Origin of the sequence: Dongia deserti (assembly GCF_003574735.1) — a bacterium.
GTDB classification, from domain to species: domain Bacteria; phylum Pseudomonadota; class Alphaproteobacteria; order Dongiales; family Dongiaceae; genus Dongia_A; species Dongia_A deserti.
The window spans coordinates 49,113-66,456 of the sequence record NZ_QORW01000005.1 but is presented as its reverse complement, the minus strand read 5'-3'; the positions used below and the strand labels follow the sequence as shown (position 1 = coordinate 66,456).

Annotated in this window: 18 protein-coding genes; 15 read left to right on the top strand and 3 right to left on the bottom strand. The window is 63.0% G+C overall.

Features of this window, described 5'->3' with window-relative positions; all coding sequences use genetic code 11:
* Positions 1–273 precede the first annotated feature (273 nt).
* The 6 genes from DTX69_RS09095 to DTX69_RS09070 all read left to right on the top strand — a co-directional run bounded on the left by DTX69_RS09095 (position 274) and on the right by DTX69_RS09070 (position 6,609).
* Positions 274–1,431, top strand: coding sequence for a glycosyltransferase family 4 protein (locus tag DTX69_RS09095; RefSeq protein WP_284735678.1), 1,158 nt, complete (start codon positions 274–276; stop codon positions 1,429–1,431).
* Complete coding sequence (locus tag DTX69_RS09090) at positions 1,431–2,417, top strand: hypothetical protein (RefSeq protein ID WP_119301222.1); 987 nt, start codon at positions 1,431–1,433, stop codon at positions 2,415–2,417. Before DTX69_RS09095 ends, DTX69_RS09090 begins: the two co-directional genes overlap by 1 nt.
* Positions 2,414–3,475, top strand: a complete 1,062-nt coding sequence (locus DTX69_RS09085; RefSeq protein WP_162917024.1) for a GNAT family N-acetyltransferase — start codon at positions 2,414–2,416, stop codon at positions 3,473–3,475. Before DTX69_RS09090 ends, DTX69_RS09085 begins: the two co-directional genes overlap by 4 nt.
* The gene (locus DTX69_RS09080) at positions 3,472–4,200 is read left to right on the top strand and encodes a PIG-L family deacetylase (RefSeq protein WP_162917023.1); all 729 of its coding nucleotides are present in this window, start codon (positions 3,472–3,474) and stop codon (positions 4,198–4,200) included. The genes DTX69_RS09085 and DTX69_RS09080 overlap by 4 nt, the downstream gene beginning before the upstream one ends.
* 130 nt (positions 4,201–4,330) lie before the next feature.
* Positions 4,331–5,089, top strand: a complete 759-nt coding sequence (locus DTX69_RS09075; RefSeq protein WP_284735649.1) for an ABC transporter ATP-binding protein — start codon at positions 4,331–4,333, stop codon at positions 5,087–5,089.
* Entirely contained in the window at positions 5,086–6,609 is a 1,524-nt protein-coding gene (locus DTX69_RS09070) for a permease (protein WP_162917022.1), read from the top strand. The genes DTX69_RS09075 and DTX69_RS09070 overlap by 4 nt, the downstream gene beginning before the upstream one ends.
* Before the next feature lie 7 nt (positions 6,610–6,616).
* Here DTX69_RS09070 and DTX69_RS09065 read toward each other — a convergent pair whose 3' ends face one another.
* Positions 6,617–7,510 carry a DMT family transporter gene (locus tag DTX69_RS09065; protein WP_119301218.1) on the bottom strand — a complete coding sequence of 298 codons (894 nt, stop codon included), beginning with the start codon at positions 7,508–7,510 and terminating at the stop codon, positions 6,617–6,619.
* A gap of 91 nt (positions 7,511–7,601) precedes the next feature.
* Here DTX69_RS09065 and DTX69_RS09060 point away from each other — a divergent pair, with 91 nt between their 5' ends.
* The 4 genes from DTX69_RS09060 to DTX69_RS09045 all read left to right on the top strand — a co-directional run bounded on the left by DTX69_RS09060 (position 7,602) and on the right by DTX69_RS09045 (position 12,000).
* Positions 7,602–8,531, top strand: coding sequence for a LysR substrate-binding domain-containing protein (locus tag DTX69_RS09060; protein ID WP_119301217.1), 930 nt, complete (start codon positions 7,602–7,604; stop codon positions 8,529–8,531).
* Positions 8,532–8,600: 69 nt separating this feature from the next.
* Positions 8,601–9,722, top strand: coding sequence for a 3,4-dihydroxy-2-butanone-4-phosphate synthase (gene ribB, locus DTX69_RS09055; protein ID WP_119301216.1), 1,122 nt, complete (start codon positions 8,601–8,603; stop codon positions 9,720–9,722).
* Positions 9,723–9,740: 18 nt separating this feature from the next.
* On the top strand, positions 9,741–10,991 hold the full coding sequence (locus tag DTX69_RS09050) for a DUF1479 domain-containing protein (RefSeq protein ID WP_119301215.1): 1,251 nt from the start codon (positions 9,741–9,743) through the stop codon (positions 10,989–10,991).
* Positions 10,992–11,094: 103 nt separating this feature from the next.
* Positions 11,095–12,000 (top strand): DMT family transporter, encoded by a 906-nt coding sequence (locus DTX69_RS09045; protein WP_119301214.1) that lies wholly within the window; start codon positions 11,095–11,097, stop codon positions 11,998–12,000.
* Here DTX69_RS09045 and DTX69_RS09040 read toward each other — a convergent pair.
* Both DTX69_RS09040 and DTX69_RS09035 read right to left on the bottom strand, forming a co-directional pair.
* On the bottom strand, positions 11,997–13,901 hold the full coding sequence (locus DTX69_RS09040) for an AsmA family protein (RefSeq protein ID WP_119301213.1): 1,905 nt from the start codon (positions 13,899–13,901) through the stop codon (positions 11,997–11,999). The genes DTX69_RS09045 and DTX69_RS09040 overlap by 4 nt on opposite strands.
* Positions 13,902–13,979: 78 nt before the next feature.
* Positions 13,980–14,300, bottom strand: a complete 321-nt coding sequence (locus DTX69_RS09035) for a hypothetical protein (RefSeq protein WP_119301212.1) — start codon at positions 14,298–14,300, stop codon at positions 13,980–13,982.
* Between the two features lie 125 nt (positions 14,301–14,425).
* On the opposite strand from DTX69_RS09035, the gene DTX69_RS09030 reads away from it, so the two are divergent.
* The 5 genes from DTX69_RS09030 (at position 14,426) to DTX69_RS09010 (ending at position 17,308) form a co-directional block, all read left to right on the top strand.
* Positions 14,426–14,731, top strand: a complete 306-nt coding sequence (locus DTX69_RS09030) for a hypothetical protein (protein WP_284735648.1) — start codon at positions 14,426–14,428, stop codon at positions 14,729–14,731.
* 301 nt (positions 14,732–15,032) lie between these two features.
* Positions 15,033–15,893, top strand: a complete 861-nt coding sequence (locus DTX69_RS09025) for an SDR family oxidoreductase (RefSeq protein ID WP_119301210.1) — start codon at positions 15,033–15,035, stop codon at positions 15,891–15,893.
* Positions 15,886–16,224 (top strand): hypothetical protein, encoded by a 339-nt coding sequence (locus DTX69_RS09020; protein WP_119301209.1) that lies wholly within the window; start codon positions 15,886–15,888, stop codon positions 16,222–16,224. The genes DTX69_RS09025 and DTX69_RS09020 overlap by 8 nt, the downstream gene beginning before the upstream one ends.
* A gap of 52 nt (positions 16,225–16,276) precedes the next feature.
* Positions 16,277–16,861: a uracil-DNA glycosylase family protein gene (locus DTX69_RS09015; protein ID WP_119301208.1), complete on the top strand. Its 585-nt coding sequence runs from the start codon at positions 16,277–16,279 to the stop codon at positions 16,859–16,861.
* 60 nt (positions 16,862–16,921) lie between these two features.
* On the top strand, positions 16,922–17,308 hold the full coding sequence (locus DTX69_RS09010; RefSeq protein WP_119301207.1) for a VOC family protein: 387 nt from the start codon (positions 16,922–16,924) through the stop codon (positions 17,306–17,308).
* Positions 17,309–17,344: the final 36 nt, after the last annotated feature.

The following is a 17,344-nucleotide window of genomic DNA, read 5'->3' as shown; positions in this document are numbered from 1 at the left end:
CTCAACCCTACTGAGGGCGATTCGTTCCCGAAAGACTGAGCTTTTTTTGCCACCGATACGCAGCTCCGGACGAGCCGTTGTCCAGTTACGACGGTTAGTTGCATCGGCGATTGCAGCCGAGAAGGAGATGTGGCAGGTTCTACACCCATCTTCCGACTTTCAACATACACCTCGGGGGACTCATTGGGTGGCCAGCGGATTGAGGTGCTGCGGATTGCCCCGCATTTTTTCCGCGAGGGTATCTGGCCAGTGGCCTATGACCCCGTCGGGGGCATGCAGAACCAGGTCTGGCAATTAGTCAGGAGTCTTGACTCAGCTGGCATTTCCCAAACCATCGTGACCACCTACATACCCGGCTCTCCGCGGGAATATCGTCTCCTCAGCGCCACGACCGTGAAGTGCCCCGGGCCCTCGCTACCGGCGTTCCTGGCCGGCCATTTCCTGACGGCATCCTGGTTCCTTGCACTAATTCCCTATTTGCTCCTCAATCTGAGGAAATTCGACATCGTGCACCTCCATTTCGACCATTCGATCTGGTGCAGGTTGCTGGCGGTGCTCATCAAGCTCGCCGACATGCCAGTGGTCGTCTCCCTGAACGTATCTCTGCTGAGCGACGGCGAGGGCAGCGACCGGGGTAACCGCATTGCTCGATGGCTGGAGCGCTGCGCCTTGCGCGCAGCCGATCGCGTCATCGCGCTGACGCGTCGCCAGTCGGAGACAGTCCGCAGGCTTTTGCCCGGCCACGGCGACCGCGTCTGGATCATTCCGGACGCCATCGACGCTCAGGCCTTTGCCGAAGGGATTGATGCGCAGGCGATGCAAGCCTTCCGGACGCGGTACGCAATTCCCGAAGGAATGCCGGTCGTGGCCTATATCGGGCGAATCAGCGAGGAGAAGGGCTGGCGCGATCTGCCTCTGCTGGCTCAGCGGCTTACCAGTGCGGGCAAGTTCGTGCTGATCTGCGGCGATGGTCCACGCCGCAAGCAGCTGGAGAAAAGCCTGCGAAGTGCCTGCGGCGATGATCTTCATTGGTGCGTGACCGGTTTCATTCCGCAGCAGGAGGTCAAGGCGGCCCTGCGAGTTGCCGACGTCATCATGCTCCCGTCGCGGCGGGAGGCATTCGGCAGCATCCTGCTGGAGGCCATGGCGCTGGAAGTTGCCGCAGTCGCTTATGGCGTAGGAGGCATCGTCGATGTCGCGGGCGAACCCAATGCGATCTCGCTTGTGAGCCCCAGGGACACCGAAGAGTTCCTGACCAAGGTCTTCCAGGTGCTCAATGATCGTGACCTGCGCCGGGATCTCGTCAGCCGTGGCCGGCAGAGAGTCCAGGCATTCTCCGTCCACCTGGCCCAGCAGCAGTTCTTGCGGCTCTATCGCGGCATAGAGCCACGCGGATCGCTGCGTCCATCCGAGATGGGCGCCGGGAACTGATGATCCATTTCGTCACCACCCGCCCTCACGGCACAACGCTTCGCTTCCTGATCCCCAGGCTCGGCCGTAGTCGCTGCCGCGACTGGTACTATGACGATGTATTCCGCCGCAAGAAATTGCCGTCAGGCACCTGGATATTCACCGACCACGAACGCTTGTCGCCCTTCGAGCTCACGTTAGCGGCACGCGTCGCCTTCCATCTCGAGCGCGGCGGCGCGCGCATTCTCAATCATCCGGCGCGCGTTCTTCGCCGCTTCGACCTGCTGCGGACGTTGAAGGCGGCAGGCATCAACGACTTTTCCGCTTGGCGTGCCGAGAGCTCTCCGAAGCCGGATTCATTCCCCGTCTTCATTCGCAATGAATATGACCACTGGCTGGGCGATCCTCCACTGATCCCTGATCAGGCCACGCTGCAGGCCGAGCTCGCTGCGCTCCAGAGATCGGGGTATCCGCTGGTCGGGAAGCTCGTCATCGAATATGCGGGCGAGGAGGTCAGTCCCGGCGTCTGGCAACGCCTCCAGACCTACCATATTGGCGGCGAGACGATCGCCCATACGAACGTCATGGACTTCAAGTGGGTGGCGAAGGATGTAAAGGACATGAAGCGCCTGGAAAGCCATCCACTGTTTGATCACTTCATCGCCAAAGAACAGGAGTTCATATCGAAAAACCTGTATGCGGACGTGCTCAGTCGCGCTTTCGAACTCGCAGGAATCGATTATGGCCGCGCCGACTTCGCCATCGTGAATGGAAAGCCGCAGATCTACGAGATCAACACCAACCCCTATCATGGCGATCACGAGGCGCTCTTCCGCACGATTCATCCGCGCCGCGCCGCCATCCAGAAATACAGCGAAGACCTGGTGGAAAAGGCGCTGCTCAAGACGGACCTGAGTGCGGACGGCACGGTCAAGATCAAGGATCCCATGCTGCAGCGGTACCAGGCATGGTGGAAGCCGCGCCCCGAACCAGTTTGGCGTCCGTGACTGCCATCGACGACGTCGCGGAGTGCTCTGGACTGGAGAAGGGCCTGGTCGTTGCCGCATCGCCTAGCTTCAATTTCGGTTCGGCTGAATATCGGACCCTGTTCCAGCGTGCAAATTGCTCGGCATTTCAACATCCGGACTGGCTCACGGCGTTCTATATCAGCTTGGTACAGGCCCGGTGCGTCGAGCCGGTTGTTGTCATCGGGCGATGGGCTGAAACGGGACGCTTGGCATTCGTCGTTCCGCTGCTGAAGCGAAAGACCGGCGGGTCGACGGTCGTCGAGTACGCCTCACTCGGTGTCACCGACTACGCCTTGCCCATCGTCTGCCCAACGCTGCTGGCGACAGGGCGTGGAAAGATCGAATTGGCGCGCGCTTTCCTTCAGGCTGCCGGATCACATGATGCGATCCGGATCGCGCCCGTGCCTCCTCATGGGTTAACCGCCTGGGAGGCATTGATCGGAGAACCGCCGGTGCGGCTTGGCTTCGGTGCACATGAGGTGAAATGCGACCGATCCTTTGCCGATTGGTACGAGCGAACCCGAAGCCCACGTCGACGCGCCGATGTCCGGCGCAAGATCCGGAGGCTCGCGACTGCAATAGGCCCTCTCCGCCTCGAGGTCATTGATCGCACTGGCATTCGCGACGTGTTTGCGGCGGCAAGGTGTTTCAGGGAGGGCCGATTTGCGGACGATCCTCTCCAGCAAGAGCGATTCTTCGAGTTCTATGTCGACGTCGCCACGCGCGGCGCTGCATCCGGATTCTCCCGGACCTATCGCCTATCTGCTGGTGGAGAAACCGTCGCCGTTTTGTTCGGCATCATCCATCGCAACCGCTTTTGCTATCTTGTGCTTGGCGCCGACTATGTAGGCTACGGCAAATACTCGCCCGGCACGATCATGTTCGATCGGGTGATGGAGCACTGGTTTGACGGCGGCGGCCAGATCTTCGATTTCACCATCGGCGACGAGGCGTTCAAGGCAGGGTTCGGCTGCAGCCGCAGTCCGATGCACGAGGTCGTGCGCATGCCCATGACAGGCATGAGCGCGGAGGATTGACGATGTTCGAGCGATCGGTGCTCATCGTCGCGCATCCGGATGACGAAGTGCTGTGGTTCGGCTCGATTCTGTGGAAGGTCGATAGGATCGTGGTCGCCTTTCGGGACTACGATGCGAAGCCCGAGCTCGGCCGACGCCGCGCCGATGCTCTGGCAGAACTGCCTTACCGCAACATGACATGTCTCGGAATTCCAGAGGCCGGATCATGGCACCTGGCAGACTGGACAAAGCCGCTCGTAACCGAATTTGGCCTCGCGCTAAGCTCCTCTGATGGCAGCAGCGGGGCTGCTCTGCGGTACGAGACGAACTTTCGCACCCTTCATTCCAGACTGCACTCGGAGCTGACACCGGACACTACTGTGTTCACACACAACCCGTGGGGCGAATACGGACACGAGGATCATGTCCAGCTGTTCAGAGTGCTCGATGGACTACGCAGTGAGATCGGCTTTCCGATGTGGATGCCGACCTATTGTTCAGCGTGGTCGGCGGTTCTCGCCGCTCGCTATGGGCCTGCCCCCGGTTCTGAGCTACGCTGCTTTCCCGTCGACCGCGCCGCAGCCGAGCGCATTGTCGGTATCTACAAGAAGCATGAGTGCTGGACTTGGTGGAACGATGGCGATTGGCCGGCTGAAGAGGGCTTCATTTCGATGCCGCTAAGCGAGGTAGCCGGCCGGCAGGGGCCGGGCCCGATTCGCTTGACCAACGTCGCGCTTCCTCCATGAATCCAGGGGCGCCCGTCCCGAAGCGCCGCCGCCTGCCTGAGGCGTGAACGAATATTTAACCAGGCACGGCAACTCTCCCTCTAGGTCCAGAGAATCCCGGTAGTTCGGTCACGATTGTGAAGAACCATCCATGAACATGGTGCAAAGCGTTTCCGCGCTGCGGGTCGCCAGCTTGCGCAAGGTGTTCCAGCGCCCGGCGGTCGACGGGCTCGATCTTCGGGTCGGTCAGGGCGAGTTCTATGCTCTCCTGGGTCCCAACGGTGCGGGCAAAACCACGACCCTGCGGATGATCGCCGGACTGATGCAGCCCGACGCCGGCGAGGTATCGATCTTCGGCATCGATGCTTTGGCCAATCCGATCGCCGCCAAGCGCATCACTGCCTGGGTCAGCGACGAGCCCATGATCTATGACAAGCTCTCGCCCACCGAATATCTCGCCTTCGTCGCGGGCCTGTGGGGGATGGATCCCACCCTCGCCGAAAAGAAATCGGCGGCCCTGCTGGACTGGCTGGAGCTCAAGCCGCATGCTCACGAAAGGTGTGAAGACTTCTCCAAAGGCATGCGCCAGAAAGTCGCCTTGGCCGGCGCCCTGGTCCACGAGCCGAAGCTCATCATCCTTGACGAGCCGCTGACCGGCCTCGATGCGCGCGCCGCGCGGCTGGTCAAGGACGCGCTGCTGGCACGCGTGCGCGAGGGCTGTACCGTTATCATGACGACCCATATCCTCGAGGTCGCCGAACGCATGGCGGAGCGGATCGGTGTCATCTCCCGGGGGCGCCTGATCGCGGAGGGAACGCTGGAAGAGTTGCGCAAGCAATCCGGCTCCAGCAACACCAGCCTTGAGGACGTCTTCCTGACGCTGGTCGCCGAACAAGAGACCACGCAGTGAGCACACCCGCCTCTTGGCTGTGGCTCGCGCGGCATGAGGCCCGCCTGGCCATCCGCGATTTACGCCATTTGATGACCGCCGGCGGACGATGGCGCATACGGAACGTCGCCATCAGCTTCGCGCTCCTGGCCGTCGGCCTGCATCTGCTCGCCTTCGGCATCGTGGCGCCCCACGCCGAAATGACGTTGGAGGCGGGCACGCGCGGTTTCACCTCCATCACCGGCACCTTGCTGCTGACCTTCTTCCTCCTGCTCTCGCAATCGCTCGAGCACGTGACGCGTCTATTCTACGGGCGTGGCGATCTCGACCTGTTTCGATCCTCTCCCGCGCCGCTCCGTCGCCTGTTCGCGATCCGCGTGCTGGCCATCGCCGTTTCCAGCATCCTGATGTCTCTGGTGGTGGCCCTGCCCGCTGTGAATATGCTTGCCCTGCTCGGCGGCCTACGCTGGTTCGCGGCGCTCGGCGTCGCCGTTGCGACGGCGCTCGCGGCTGCCGGTATCGCGCTTGTCCTCGCCGCGCTCCTGTTCGACACGCTGGGGCCGAGGCGGACCCGCTTCGCAGCACAGGTTGCCTCCGCGATCATCGGGTCGGCCTTTATCATCGGCGTGCAAGCGGTGGCGATCCTGTCGATCGGAACCTTGTCGCCCCGGGACTTCTTCGATTCCGATCTGGTCTTGAGCTACATGCCGCCGCCCGACAACGCGCTGTGGATTCCGGCGCGCGCGGTTCTCGGCAGCGTGCCGGACCTTGCTCTCACGATCGTCAGCGCTGCTTCTGTGCTGATCGTGCCGATGGTGATCTTGTCCGGCCGGCTCGGCGGCTACGCGATCGCGACTGCGAGCGTCAGCCATGGCGGAAGTCGCCCTGTCTGGGGCGCGCGCTTGTTCCGCACGGCATCTCCGCGGCAGCTACTCCAGCGCAAGGAGTGGATGCTGCTGGTCCGTGACCCGTGGCTGGCGTCGCAAAGTCTGATGCAGCTGTTATACCTCATTCCAGCGGGCCTGCTGCTGTGGCGCTTCTATGGCGATAGTCGCGGCGCCTTGCTCGTGCTGGCGCCAGTGCTGACAATGGCCGCAGGACAATTGGGCGGCGGCCTCGCCTGGCTGGCGGTCTCTGGCGAAGATGCACCGGATCTCATCGCAACTGCGCCAATTTCCCCGACCTACAATCTGACAGCCAAGGTCGAAGCGGTCTTGATCGCGGTCTTTGCGGTCTTTGCGCCCTTCCTGATTGGCGTCTTCATGCACTCATGGCTTATGGCGCTCGTCATCGCGGGCGCCATCTTCCTCGCTGCGGCGTCCTCGACGCTGATCCAGATCTGGTTCCGCAGTCAGGCCAAGCGCCGCTACTTCCGGCGACGTCAGACGTCGTCGCGGATCGCCACGTTTGCGGAAGCGTTTTCATCCGTCGCCTGGGCCTCGGCTGCGGCGCTGGCTATGAACGAGTCCTGGTATGCAGTCGCACCGACCATCATTGCGATGCTGGTCCTCACCGCCACCTGGAGCATTCGGCCGCGCTGAAGTGGCTCTATCGCCGCAGATTGACCAGGATCACGCCACCTAGTGCCATGGCACCGCCGACCAGGCTGAGCACCGAGGGCGTCTCACCCAGCCACACGAATCCCATCAAGGTTGCCACCGGCGGCACGCAATACATGAAGTTGGAGGCGCGGCTAGCAGGCAGACGCGACAACACGATCGTCCAGCTCGCATAGGCGATGAGACTGGGCACGAGGCCAAGATAGATCGCCGCAACCAGCCCTTCGGTCGACGCCGATGGCACCTGCGCGACCGCGGATGGCAGAGCCGGAGCCAGCAGCACAGCACCGATCACCATGTTCCAGGCCGATACCGTCAAAGGCTTATGCCGGGCGAACAGCGGCTTCTGCACGACCGAGGTGATCGAATTGCAGAAGGCGGAGCCAAGAATGAGCAGCGCGCCTGCATCGAGCTTCAGTTCATCGCCTTCGCCGAGCGCGATCAGGCCGATGCCAGCAAACGACACGGCTGTTCCAGCCCAAGCGCGGCGGCCAAATCGCTCGCCCAGGAACATCATGGCGAGGACGGCCGTGATGATCGGATTGACATTGATGATGAAACTGGCGGGGCCTGACGACACCGTCTGCTCGCCGATATTGAGCAGCGTCGTATAGAGCGCCACAAAGAACAGCCCGCCGACGAAGAACCGCCAGGCCTCCGACCAGCGCGGCAAGGCCGGGCGCGCGATAAGCAGGAACGCTGCCGCAGGCAGCGCAGCGATAGCAAAGCGCGCTGCTCCGAGCTCGAGCGGGCCGAATGCAGCGAGACCTGCCCGGATAGCAGGGAATGCTGACGCCCAGGCGACGATCGTGATCACCAGCGCTGTTGCCGTGGCGGCATCGAACGAGTGCCCGGCATTCGGACGATCTGTAATGACACTCATGAAAGGGACCCTTGGATTCGGAACGATCCTCGGGAATTAAGGGCGCCGGCAGCCTATTGACAAACGAGCAATTAAGGCCTGAGCTGTGCGCATGGCTCACAGCTTGGAAACCCTGCCGCCTCTGGACACCTTGCGCGCCTTCGAGGCCGCCGCTCGTGCCGGCAGCTTTTCGGCGGCAGCCGCCGCCCTGAACCTGACCCACGGCGCCATCAGCCGCCGAATTGCCCGGCTGGAGGGCTGGCTGGGCCTGCGCGTGTTCGAGCGGCGGGCGCGCGGGATCGCCCTGACCCCGGAGGGCCAGCGCCTGTTCCAGCGCACGCAGGAGGCCTTCGCCCTCATCGCCGACACCTCCGATCGCTGGAGCGAGCCGCGGGGCCCGGCGGTGGTGCGGGTCAATTCCATGCCGTCCGTCTGCAGCCTGTGGCTCATGCCGCGCGTGGCGCGGTTCGAGGCCGGCAATCCACCGCTTCGCGTCATCCTGCTGATCGACCAACGCACGGTCGACCTTGCGGACCAGGGCGTCGACCTCGCCGTCCGCTGCGGCCGGGGCGGATTGCCGGGACGCATATCGGTCAAGCTGTTCGAAGAATGGTGCTTTCCCATCGCCGCGCCGGACGTGGCCAAGCGGATCGGGAGCGGCGCTCCGGAGCGGCTGCTGGCCTCGCCCTTGATCCACGATTCCGACGCGTCCGGCTGGCGGGCCTGGTTCGCGGCGCACGGCCTGGACTACCGCCCACGCCCGCAGGACCGCCGGTTCGAGGACTACAACCTAGTGCTGGACGCAGCGGCCTGCGGCCTCGGCATTGCCCTGGCCCGGCCGCCTTTGGCGCAGGCGTTGATGGCGTCCGGTCGGCTGGCCGCTGTCGATGAGCGGACCGTCCTCAATCCCGTCTCGTACTGGCTGGACCGGCCCAACGGGACAATCCGGCCCGCGGCCGCGACGCTCGCCCAGCGCATCGCCGAGGAGGCCGGGATGGGCGCGGATACCTTGGCTGCGTTCCTCAAGTCCGTCCGCAAGTGAAAAGCCCTTGATCGGGACCGGCTTCGCCGCCAAGAAGACCCGCCGAAGAGGCTCACTGCCAGGACCATCATGAAACTCGATACCGTCAAAGACGCCATCGCCGCCATGCGCCAGGGAGAACTGGTGATCGTGGTCGACGACACCGATCGCGAGAACGAGGGCGACCTCATCATGGCGGCCGGCGCTGCCACGCCGGAAAAGATGGCCTTCATGATCCGCCACACCAGCGGCATCATCTGCGTGCCAATGACGGCAGACCGCGCGCAGCGCCTTCATCTCGATCCGATGGTCGCCAACAACCTCGACCCGATGCGGACTGCCTTCACCGTCAGCGTCGATTACCGCGTCGGCATGACCACGGGCATTTCCGCGGAGGAGCGCTCCAGCACCGCCCGCGCGCTTGCCAACGACAACTGTGGCGCCAGTGACTTCCTGCGGCCCGGCCATGTCTTTCCGCTGATCGCCCGCGCGGGCGGCGTCCTGACGCGCTCCGGCCACACGGAAGCGGCCACCGATCTGGCGCGACTTGCTGGGTTCGAGCCGGTCGGCGTGCTGGCGGAAGTCGTCAGTGATGACGGTACGGTGAAGCGGCTGCCCGAGCTGCTAACCTTCGCGGCCGAGCACAAGCTGAAGATCGTCACGATCGAGGATCTCATCCAATACCGGATGCAGAACGAACAGTTGCTGGAGCGCATCGGCCCGCGCGAGCTGGCGGTCGACAGCATGAAGGCTGCGGCCTACGCATTTCAGTCGCCATTCGAAACCTTGCAACATGTCGTTGCTGTATTCGGCGACGTGGGGGATGGTATCGATGTCCCTTGCCGCATCCACCGCGAACAGCCGGTGGTCGACATGCTGCGCCGCGCGGTGCACCAGGGAACCTGGTTCGAGAACGCGGTCAATCATTTCAAGCGGGAAGGCCGCGGCATCCTGATCGTGATCCGCAATCCGGTGGCCGACGAATTGCTGCGGCCTGATGCGGAGCCGATCTCCAGCAATTCCGCCGCCGGCGAGAAGCACAACAGCGCCCGCACCCGCATGCAGCGCTGGCGTGATATCGGGGTCGGTGCGCAGATCCTGAAGAGCCTGGGCGTGAAGTCCATTGCACTGCTGGCGCCGCAGGAGCAACGCTATATCGGCTTGGCGGGTTTCGGCATCGAAATCAGCCGCACCATTCTGGTGGAAGATTAGGCGCGAAAGGCGGATGCCATGAGCATCGATGTGAGCAAGCTGCCTGAACTCATTCGCGGCAAGAAAGCCCAGATACGCAGACAGATCGGCGATGTCGAAAAGGTTCTGGCTGAGATCGAGGCCGATCTGCACGCCGAGGTCGATGACATCGCAACGCGCCGCGCGGCCGGCAAGCCCGTCATCCCCGAGATAGACTTTGCGGAGGTTCGCGCGGGCAAGGTGTCCGATGCCACCAAGGCCGAGATCCGCCGGCGCGGCACGGCGGTCATACGCAACGTCTTTCCGAGATCTCAGGCTGAAGCCTGGAATGATGAGATCGGAGAATACCTGGCGCGCAATGATTACGTGACCAAAGCGGCCACGCGCGACGCCGGCGATCGCTACTTCACCTCACTCAAATCAAGCCGTCCGCAGATCTTCGGCATCTACTGGTCGAAGCCGCAGATGGAGGCGCGGCAGGGCGTCTCGATGGCGGAGGCCCGTGCTTTTCTCAATCGCCTCTGGCGCTTCGAGAGCGACGGCAAGCAGCACTTCGACCCCGACCGCGAATGCACCTATGCCGATCGCATCCGGCGTCGCGAGCCAGGCGATGTCAGCCTCGGCCTCTCTCCTCACATGGATGCCGGATCGGTGGAACGCTGGCTGGATCCTGCTTATTCCCAAGTCTATCGGGAAGTCTTCGCCGGCAATTGGCGCGCCTATGACCCGTTCGACGGCACCTTCAGGACCGAGACGGAGGAAATCCCCTCGCCCGCCGTCTGCAGTGCCTTTCGCACCTTCCAAGGCTGGACCGCTTTGACGCGCCAAGGGCGAGGCGACGGTACCCTGCAGTTGCTGCCGATCGCACGTTCCATCATCTATTTCCTGCTGCGTCCGATGGCAAAGGACGTGCCCGAGGATGATCTATGCGGCGCCAAGCCTGGGCGCGCCTTGTCGCTGGTCGATCAATGGCATGCGCTGCTGAAGCCCGCCATAACGCCGATCCCGCTGGTCGAGCCGGGCGATACCGTCTGGTGGCACACCGATATCATTCACGCGGTCGAGGATCGGCACACGGGAAAGGGCTACAGCAACGTTATCTATATCGGTGCGGCACCCTATTGCACCAAGAACGCGGCCTATCTTCAACGCCAGAAGCTCGCTTTCCTCTCCGGCGAAAGCGCACCCGATTTCTCCGCGGAGAACTTCGAGGTCGATTTTGAAGGCCGGGCGCAGGCCGATGATCTGACGGCGCTGGGCAAGAAGCAGATGGGCCTCGCCGCCTGGTAGCATTCGACGCAATTTAGCGCGATCTCCGCCAAGACACTATCTTCGCAGCCGGTGCTTGGCGTGCTACCTACAAGCGTACAATTCCCTTCTCCTCATTTCTTGCATGTCTCCCGCCCATTCGCCGATCAAGGGCATTGCCCTGGGTTTCCTCGCCTACTTTCTGTTTTCGTGCAGCGATGCGAACGTGAAAGCCTTGGGCGGGCAACTGCCGGTCTTCGAGATCGGGTTCTTCTCGACCCTCTTCGCGGCTCTGGTGCTGCTGTTTCTGAGGCCGCGCGACGAGCGCTGGCGTGATGCGATCCTGGTGCATCGTCCTGGACTGGTGGCCCTGCGCGGCCTGACCGGCGCAGCGGCCGGCATCCTTGGCATCTACGCGTTCACGACACTGCCTTTTGCCGAAGCGTACGCGCTCATCTTTCTGTCGCCGTCCATTGCAACGATCCTGTCGATCTTCATCCTCAGCGAGCAGGTCGGCTGGCGGCGCTGGCTGGCGGTTGCGCTGGGCTTTGGCGGCGTGCTTGCTATCGTGCGGCCCGGGTTCGAGACGCTGGGGCTAGGCCATCTCGCGGCTTTTGCAGTGTCCTTCTGCGCGGCCGGCACGGTCATCATCCTGCGCACCCTCGGTCAGACCGAGCGGCGCGTCAGCCTGCTGGCCGCCGTCATCCTGACATCGCTGCTGATGAACGGCGTTCTGATGCTCAAGGGTTTCCGCTGGCCGGTCCTTGAGGACCTGCCATACCTGATCGCAGCCGGAGTCTTCGCCGGAACTGCGCAGCTCTGCCTGATCCTCGCCACCCACTCAGCTCCTGCCAACCGGGTGGCGCCGGCGCAATACAGCCAGATGGTCTGGGCGATTGTCATCGGCGGATTATTCTTCGCGGAATTTCCGGATCTGCCGGCGATCATCGGGATGTGCCTGATCGGCATCTCCGGCCTTTTCACCTTCCTGCGCGAAGAGACCAAGGGCCGCTGGTGGTCGCGCACCATCCTGCAGCGCGATCGCGTCTAGAGCTTGCCTTCAAGTAGCAGGTCGCAGGAAATGTTCTCTGCGTCGCCGGGTTCGATCAGTGGGATTGGAACGCCCTTGCCGATGGAGATGGCCGGCTCGCGAATCTTGCCCTCCAGATGCACGGGTGCATCCATGTCGAGAATGCTGAAATCCTTCGCGTCTGCAAAGATGTCCATGACGATGGTTTGCTGCCGCAAATTGCTCTGACCGCGGAAGTAGAGGACGGAGTCGGTTGTATCCATGATGAAGCGGTCGAATCTTGCGACACCCTTGGTGAGTTCGATCTCGCCCGCCGCGCAGCGGATCGGGACACGCGCATCCTCGCCAATGTAGAGCGCCAGAGCTTCCGCAATATCCAGACCCGCCGCTTCAATCAGGAGTCCACTCATCGCGCCGCCATTCATTGTGAGAAACATCTTGCCGTTGGACGTGCCCATGACCTCCGCCAGGGACTTGCCCTGACCCTCGATATCGACCTCCGCACCGACCTTCCCGCCGGTGGTATCGAAATACTGCGTGCCCTGGAAGAACGCCTTGAAGTCCACATTCCGCATCGCGAGATCCGCCGCCGCGACGGACGGCTTATGATTCGCATCCAGCGAAAGCGCTCCTTCCAGACTGCCCCCGGCAATCGCAATCTGCAGCGGTTTTACGACCGCCTTGCCACCCTCGATCGTGACTGTGCCCGCCAGCGCTTCGACCGGCAGGTAGTTCTCTGCCGTCACCTTCTTGGCATCGAGCTTCACTTCCATGTCCATGACGTCGAGCAGATTGAGGTTCAGGGGTATGTCTGGAAACAGCTCGTCTTGCTGTTTCAGCTGCGCCGCCGCCTCCTTCTGCTCTGCCGAGGCCGTTTCATCCGTGTCCGGCGGTGCGCCCACCAGTGGCGCCAAGTCGTCGAAGTCCAATTTGTCCGAAACCAGATCGGCCGTGAGCAGCGGCTTCTCCCTGCCGTAGTCGATGGTGATGTCGCCGGCCATGTCGCTGTCACCAACTCTCCCTTCCACGTTCGTGAATTGCCATTTGTCACCGTCACGCAGCAGATGGCCCTTGAGCTCATAAGGCGGCGTCGGTGGCGCGGGCACGCCCAGCAGCGGAAATACGTCTGCAAGATCGGGCCCTTTCAAGGTGATATCCAGATCAGCGGCTTCGAGCTTGAACGGATCCAGAGCGGTGCCTTTGACCGTGACTTCGGTGGCGCTGTACTTGGCCGCGAGGTCGAGCGGATAGGGCTTGTCTCCCTCACGCAGCGCCAAAACGGACCCGCCATCGAATTTCACGATCAACGGCCTGCCTTCCAGCTTCCCTTTTCCGTCAAGCTGGATCCTTTCCGTCTTCTCCGCCTCGCCAATTGCCGTCGCGATGGCGCCTTCCAACTGCAGGTCCTTCACCTGATCTTCGTATTTGAAGTGGCCGTCCTTGATCACCAGCTTCCCGATCACCGGGGCTTCCGTGCGCTCTTCCGGTGCTGCAACTTCGGCCGCTGCCGCAGCGGTTGGATTCTTCGAGAAGCTCCAGTTCGGCACGCCCTTTTCGTCGATTGAGAGGGCGAGCTCAGGTTTCTCGAGCTCCAGTTCCGGCAGCACCACTTCACCGCGCAGCAGAGGAGGAAGGCGCAGTTGAACCAAAATGGATTGCGCTTCAAGCAGAGGCGGCGCGTCCTTCGCCGCCCCGCCCAACATCACTTCGCGCATCCGGATGCGTGGAGACCAAGACCAGTCGATCTGCAGATCGCCCAACTTGACTTCCCGGCCGAGTGCCACGCCCGCCCGCCGTTCCACTTCGCCGCGGAACGCGCTCGAGCCGGCATAGGTGATCAGCGCTGTCATCGCTGCGATAACGAGAAGAACCAGCGCTCCCAAAGTAATCGCCGCGGTGCGCGCGATGCGCCGACCAGGCATCGTTTTTGCCTTGCTCCGTGCCACAAACGTGAAACCCGGCCTATGCGGGCTGAGTTCCAGCCCACGCGCGTTCCGCGATCAATTGCCCACGCCGCCGGCGCCGCCTTGAGTTCCGGGACCGCTATCGCGGGTCTCACCATCAGGCTCGTCAGGGAAAGTCGGCGGGCTCACCGTTCCAGGAGTCCTTTCTTCGGCGCCGGTCGTCGAGCGATGCTCATTCAGATCGTCGCCGACCTCCGGGCTGAGCTGTGACTCTTCGCACGCTTCGCGCTCTGATCCCCCAGGAATGCTCGTGCAATCCAAGCCCGGCGGGTATTGCGACTGTGCTATGTCCTGCGCCGTGCCCGTCGTGGCCAAGGCCAGCGTCAGGGTCGGGACGAGCACATAGATGCGTTTCATCCGACGCTCCTCTCCTTCGATCGGGCGTCCTTCTACAACAGCTCGGAACGAGTGCTGTTCCGGCTATCCACCTTTACAAATCAGAGCATTAGGCCCGAAACTGGAAGGAGCTTGGCTCCTGCTGATTGAAAGGCATCGCCATGACGCTTTCCGAGTTTGAATCCTCTCTGGAAACGAAGGAACCGCCTTCTTCGCTGCACCTCGCGTTGCAGGCGCTCTGGTGGGACGCGAAAGGCGACTGGGACAAGGCGCATCAATGCGCGCAGGCGGACGAAGGCGATTCGTCTTGCGATTGGGTGCACGCCTATTTGCACCGCAAGGAGGGTGACGCCTCCAACGCCGGTTATTGGTATCGCCGCGTCGGCAAGCCGATGGCCGAGACGCCGCTTCCCGACGAATGGCGCGCAATTGCCAAAGCGCTGACCAGCTAGCGGGGACGCTGATTGACATTCGTCAAAGCCCCTGTCGCCCCGCTCAGCCGCGTTCCCGGCTCTCATCCGCCGCGCTGCTGATGTCGTCGTTTTTCGAGGTTGGAGGCGTTTAGGGTGGCCGTTCGGTTTTCGGCCAGCCCTTCGGCTTAGACTCCCGGCAGGCGCTGTTTTTCCGGTCGCTCATGTGAAGCCTCCTGCTGGTAACAACCCCCGTCGGCAGCCGATGTTGCCGGCCTAACCTGCAACGCCGCTTGATGGCCGATGTTGATTGCCTGTCTTTTCCGCAGATGGGCATGAAAACATGACCGATAGACCCGACAAGGTTCCTCCGCAGTCGCAACCGCACCAGCCCGGTATCGAGACCGAGATGCGTCCCCAACCACAGGATGAGGGCCGCGGCTACAAGCCGTCCGGCAAGCTGGCTGGCAAGGTTGCGATCGTCACCGGCGGCGACAGCGGCATTGGCCGCGCCGTCGCAGTGATGTTCGCGATGGAAGGCGCCGATGTTGCCATCACCTATCTCGTGGAACACGACGATGCAGCCAAGACCCAGCAGCTGGTTCAGGCACAAGGGCGCAAGTGCCTCAAGCTCGACGGCGACGTCGGAGTGAAGAAGGCATGCGAGAGGTTCGTGGAACGCGTGGTGAAAGAATTCGGCCGGCTGGATATCCTGGTCAACAATGCCGGCGAACAGCATGAGAGCGACGACCTGACCAACATCAGCGAAGATCAGCTCCTGCGCACCTTCCGCACCAACTTCTTCGGCACCTTCTTCATGACCCAGGCCGCGCTGAAGCACATGCGCGAAGGCGCTTCGATCATCAACTGCACCTCCGTGACGGCCTATCGCGGCAGCAAGCATCTTGTGGACTACGCCTCGACCAAGGGCGCAATGGTGGCCTTCACACGCTCCTTGTCCACCCAACTGGCGGACAAGGGCATCCGCGTCAACGCCGTGGCGCCCGGTCCGATCTGGACGCCGCTCATCCCCGCGAGCTTCGAAGCCAAGGACGTGGGCGCATTCGGCCAGAGCGTCCCGCTGGGGAGGCCCGGCCAGCCGGATGAAGTGGCACCCTGTTTCGTTTTTCTGGCGAGTTCCGATTCCAGCTACATGACCGGCCAAGCGCTGCATCCCAATGGCGGCGAGATCATCAATGGCTGAGGAGAAAGTCGAAACCGGAATGAAACTGTGGCTGATCGAGCCGGTGGCCGATGCCGGCGATCAGATGTGGCAGGACCGGCCGATCTGGGCTGAGATCGTGGTCGCCGCGCCCAACCCCGCCTTCGCGCGGCTCGCGGCGGAACAGCGCGCCCTCTCGCCGGACTGGACGCCAGTCGGCAACGAAAGTCCCAGCCGCCGCTCCGGCCTCAATGACGAGCAGCTTTATCACGTGCGCGCGCTGCCGCCGGAAAGGCGTGCCAGCTTTCCGGCAACCGCCCGTGATGGCGAGGTGCTGCTGATGCGGCAGCTCCGTCCCGCCCGGCGCTCTTAGCGCCGACGGCGACGCATAGCTTTCTGGCGCCGCTACGCCTATCTACAACTCCATGACCGATACCAACGACTGGGCGCGGCTGCTGAGGCGGGTTCGTGCCTGTGCCGCGTGCGAACTGCCGCTTGGGCCGCGGCCCATCCTGTCCGCCACGCCGACCGCACGTCTGCTGATCACCAGCCAGGCGCCCGGCCGGCGCGCCCATGAGGCGGGCCGCACCTTCGCCGATGCATCCGGCGACCGGCTGCGCGCCTGGCTCGGCCTGCCGCCGGAGCTGTTCTATGATTCCACGCGCATCGCCATCATCCCCATGGGCCTCTGCTATCCCGGCACGCAGGAAGATGGGGGCGACTTTCTGCCTGAAGCGCGCTGCTCCCAGACCTGGCATGCGCCTTTGTTCGCGCACCTCACACAGGTCAGGTTGACCCTGCTGGTGGGCAGGCTGGCGCAGCTGCGCTACCTGCCGGACCCGCGCGGCTCGATGTCCGAGGCCGTCGCCCATTGGCGGGATTACCTCCCCACTCATGTGCCGCTGCCGCATCCGTCCTGGCGCACGCTGGGATGGGCGCGGCGCAATCCTTGGTTCGAGGCCGAGATGCTGCCGGAGTTGCGCGCCCGTATCGCCGATATCCTGAAATAGCGCCATCCATTCCGGCCGGGTAAGATCGCCGCCTGATCCCAGTTCGGAAGGAGACGTCGCATGCCCGTGCGCGCCATGAACCATTTCACCATCCTGGCCGAGAACCTGCGCGAGACCTGCGATTTCTATCGCGATCTGCTCGGTCTGACCGAAGGCTATCGCCCCGACATGGGCTTCCCTGGCGCCTGGCTCTATGCCGGCGAGCAGGCGGTGCTGCATGTGGTGATCCGGACTCCCCTGCCGCAGCCGCGTGCCGGCGTGCTCGACCACATGGCGTTCAGCGCCGTCGACCTTGCCAACACCGTTCGCAAGCTCGAGGAAAAAGGCGTAAAGTACCAGCTTGGCCGACAGGCTGAGACGGGGACGTGGCAGCTATTCTTCCATGATCCGAACGGCGCGCGTGTCGAACTGGATTTCGTGCCGACGGAAGAAGCGCCGGTGAGATAACATCCGGCTCGCGGGAGAGCACGCCCAGTTCATTCC

Bases quoted from the DNA above. Each gene is read 5' to 3' on its own strand.
- DTX69_RS09095 (WP_284735678.1), top strand. From the start codon at position 274: ATGCAGAACCAGGTCTGGCAATTAGTCAGGAGTCTTGACTCAGCTGGC.
- DTX69_RS09090 (WP_119301222.1), top strand. From the start codon at position 1,431: ATGATCCATTTCGTCACCACCCGCCCTCACGGCACAACGCTTCGCTTC.
- DTX69_RS09075 (WP_284735649.1), top strand. From the start codon at position 4,331: ATGAACATGGTGCAAAGCGTTTCCGCGCTGCGGGTCGCCAGCTTGCGC.
- DTX69_RS09065 (WP_119301218.1), bottom strand. From the start codon at position 7,510: ATGAGTGTCATTACAGATCGTCCGAATGCCGGGCACTCGTTCGATGCC.
- DTX69_RS09060 (WP_119301217.1), top strand. From the start codon at position 7,602: ATGGCTCACAGCTTGGAAACCCTGCCGCCTCTGGACACCTTGCGCGCC.
- ribB (WP_119301216.1), top strand. From the start codon at position 8,601: ATGAAACTCGATACCGTCAAAGACGCCATCGCCGCCATGCGCCAGGGA.
- DTX69_RS09050 (WP_119301215.1), top strand. From the start codon at position 9,741: ATGAGCATCGATGTGAGCAAGCTGCCTGAACTCATTCGCGGCAAGAAA.
- DTX69_RS09045 (WP_119301214.1), top strand. From the start codon at position 11,095: ATGTCTCCCGCCCATTCGCCGATCAAGGGCATTGCCCTGGGTTTCCTC.
- DTX69_RS09040 (WP_119301213.1), bottom strand. From the start codon at position 13,901: ATGCCTGGTCGGCGCATCGCGCGCACCGCGGCGATTACTTTGGGAGCG.
- DTX69_RS09035 (WP_119301212.1), bottom strand. From the start codon at position 14,300: ATGAAACGCATCTATGTGCTCGTCCCGACCCTGACGCTGGCCTTGGCC.
- DTX69_RS09025 (WP_119301210.1), top strand. From the start codon at position 15,033: ATGACCGATAGACCCGACAAGGTTCCTCCGCAGTCGCAACCGCACCAG.
- DTX69_RS09020 (WP_119301209.1), top strand. From the start codon at position 15,886: ATGGCTGAGGAGAAAGTCGAAACCGGAATGAAACTGTGGCTGATCGAG.
- DTX69_RS09015 (WP_119301208.1), top strand. From the start codon at position 16,277: ATGACCGATACCAACGACTGGGCGCGGCTGCTGAGGCGGGTTCGTGCC.
- DTX69_RS09010 (WP_119301207.1), top strand. From the start codon at position 16,922: ATGCCCGTGCGCGCCATGAACCATTTCACCATCCTGGCCGAGAACCTG.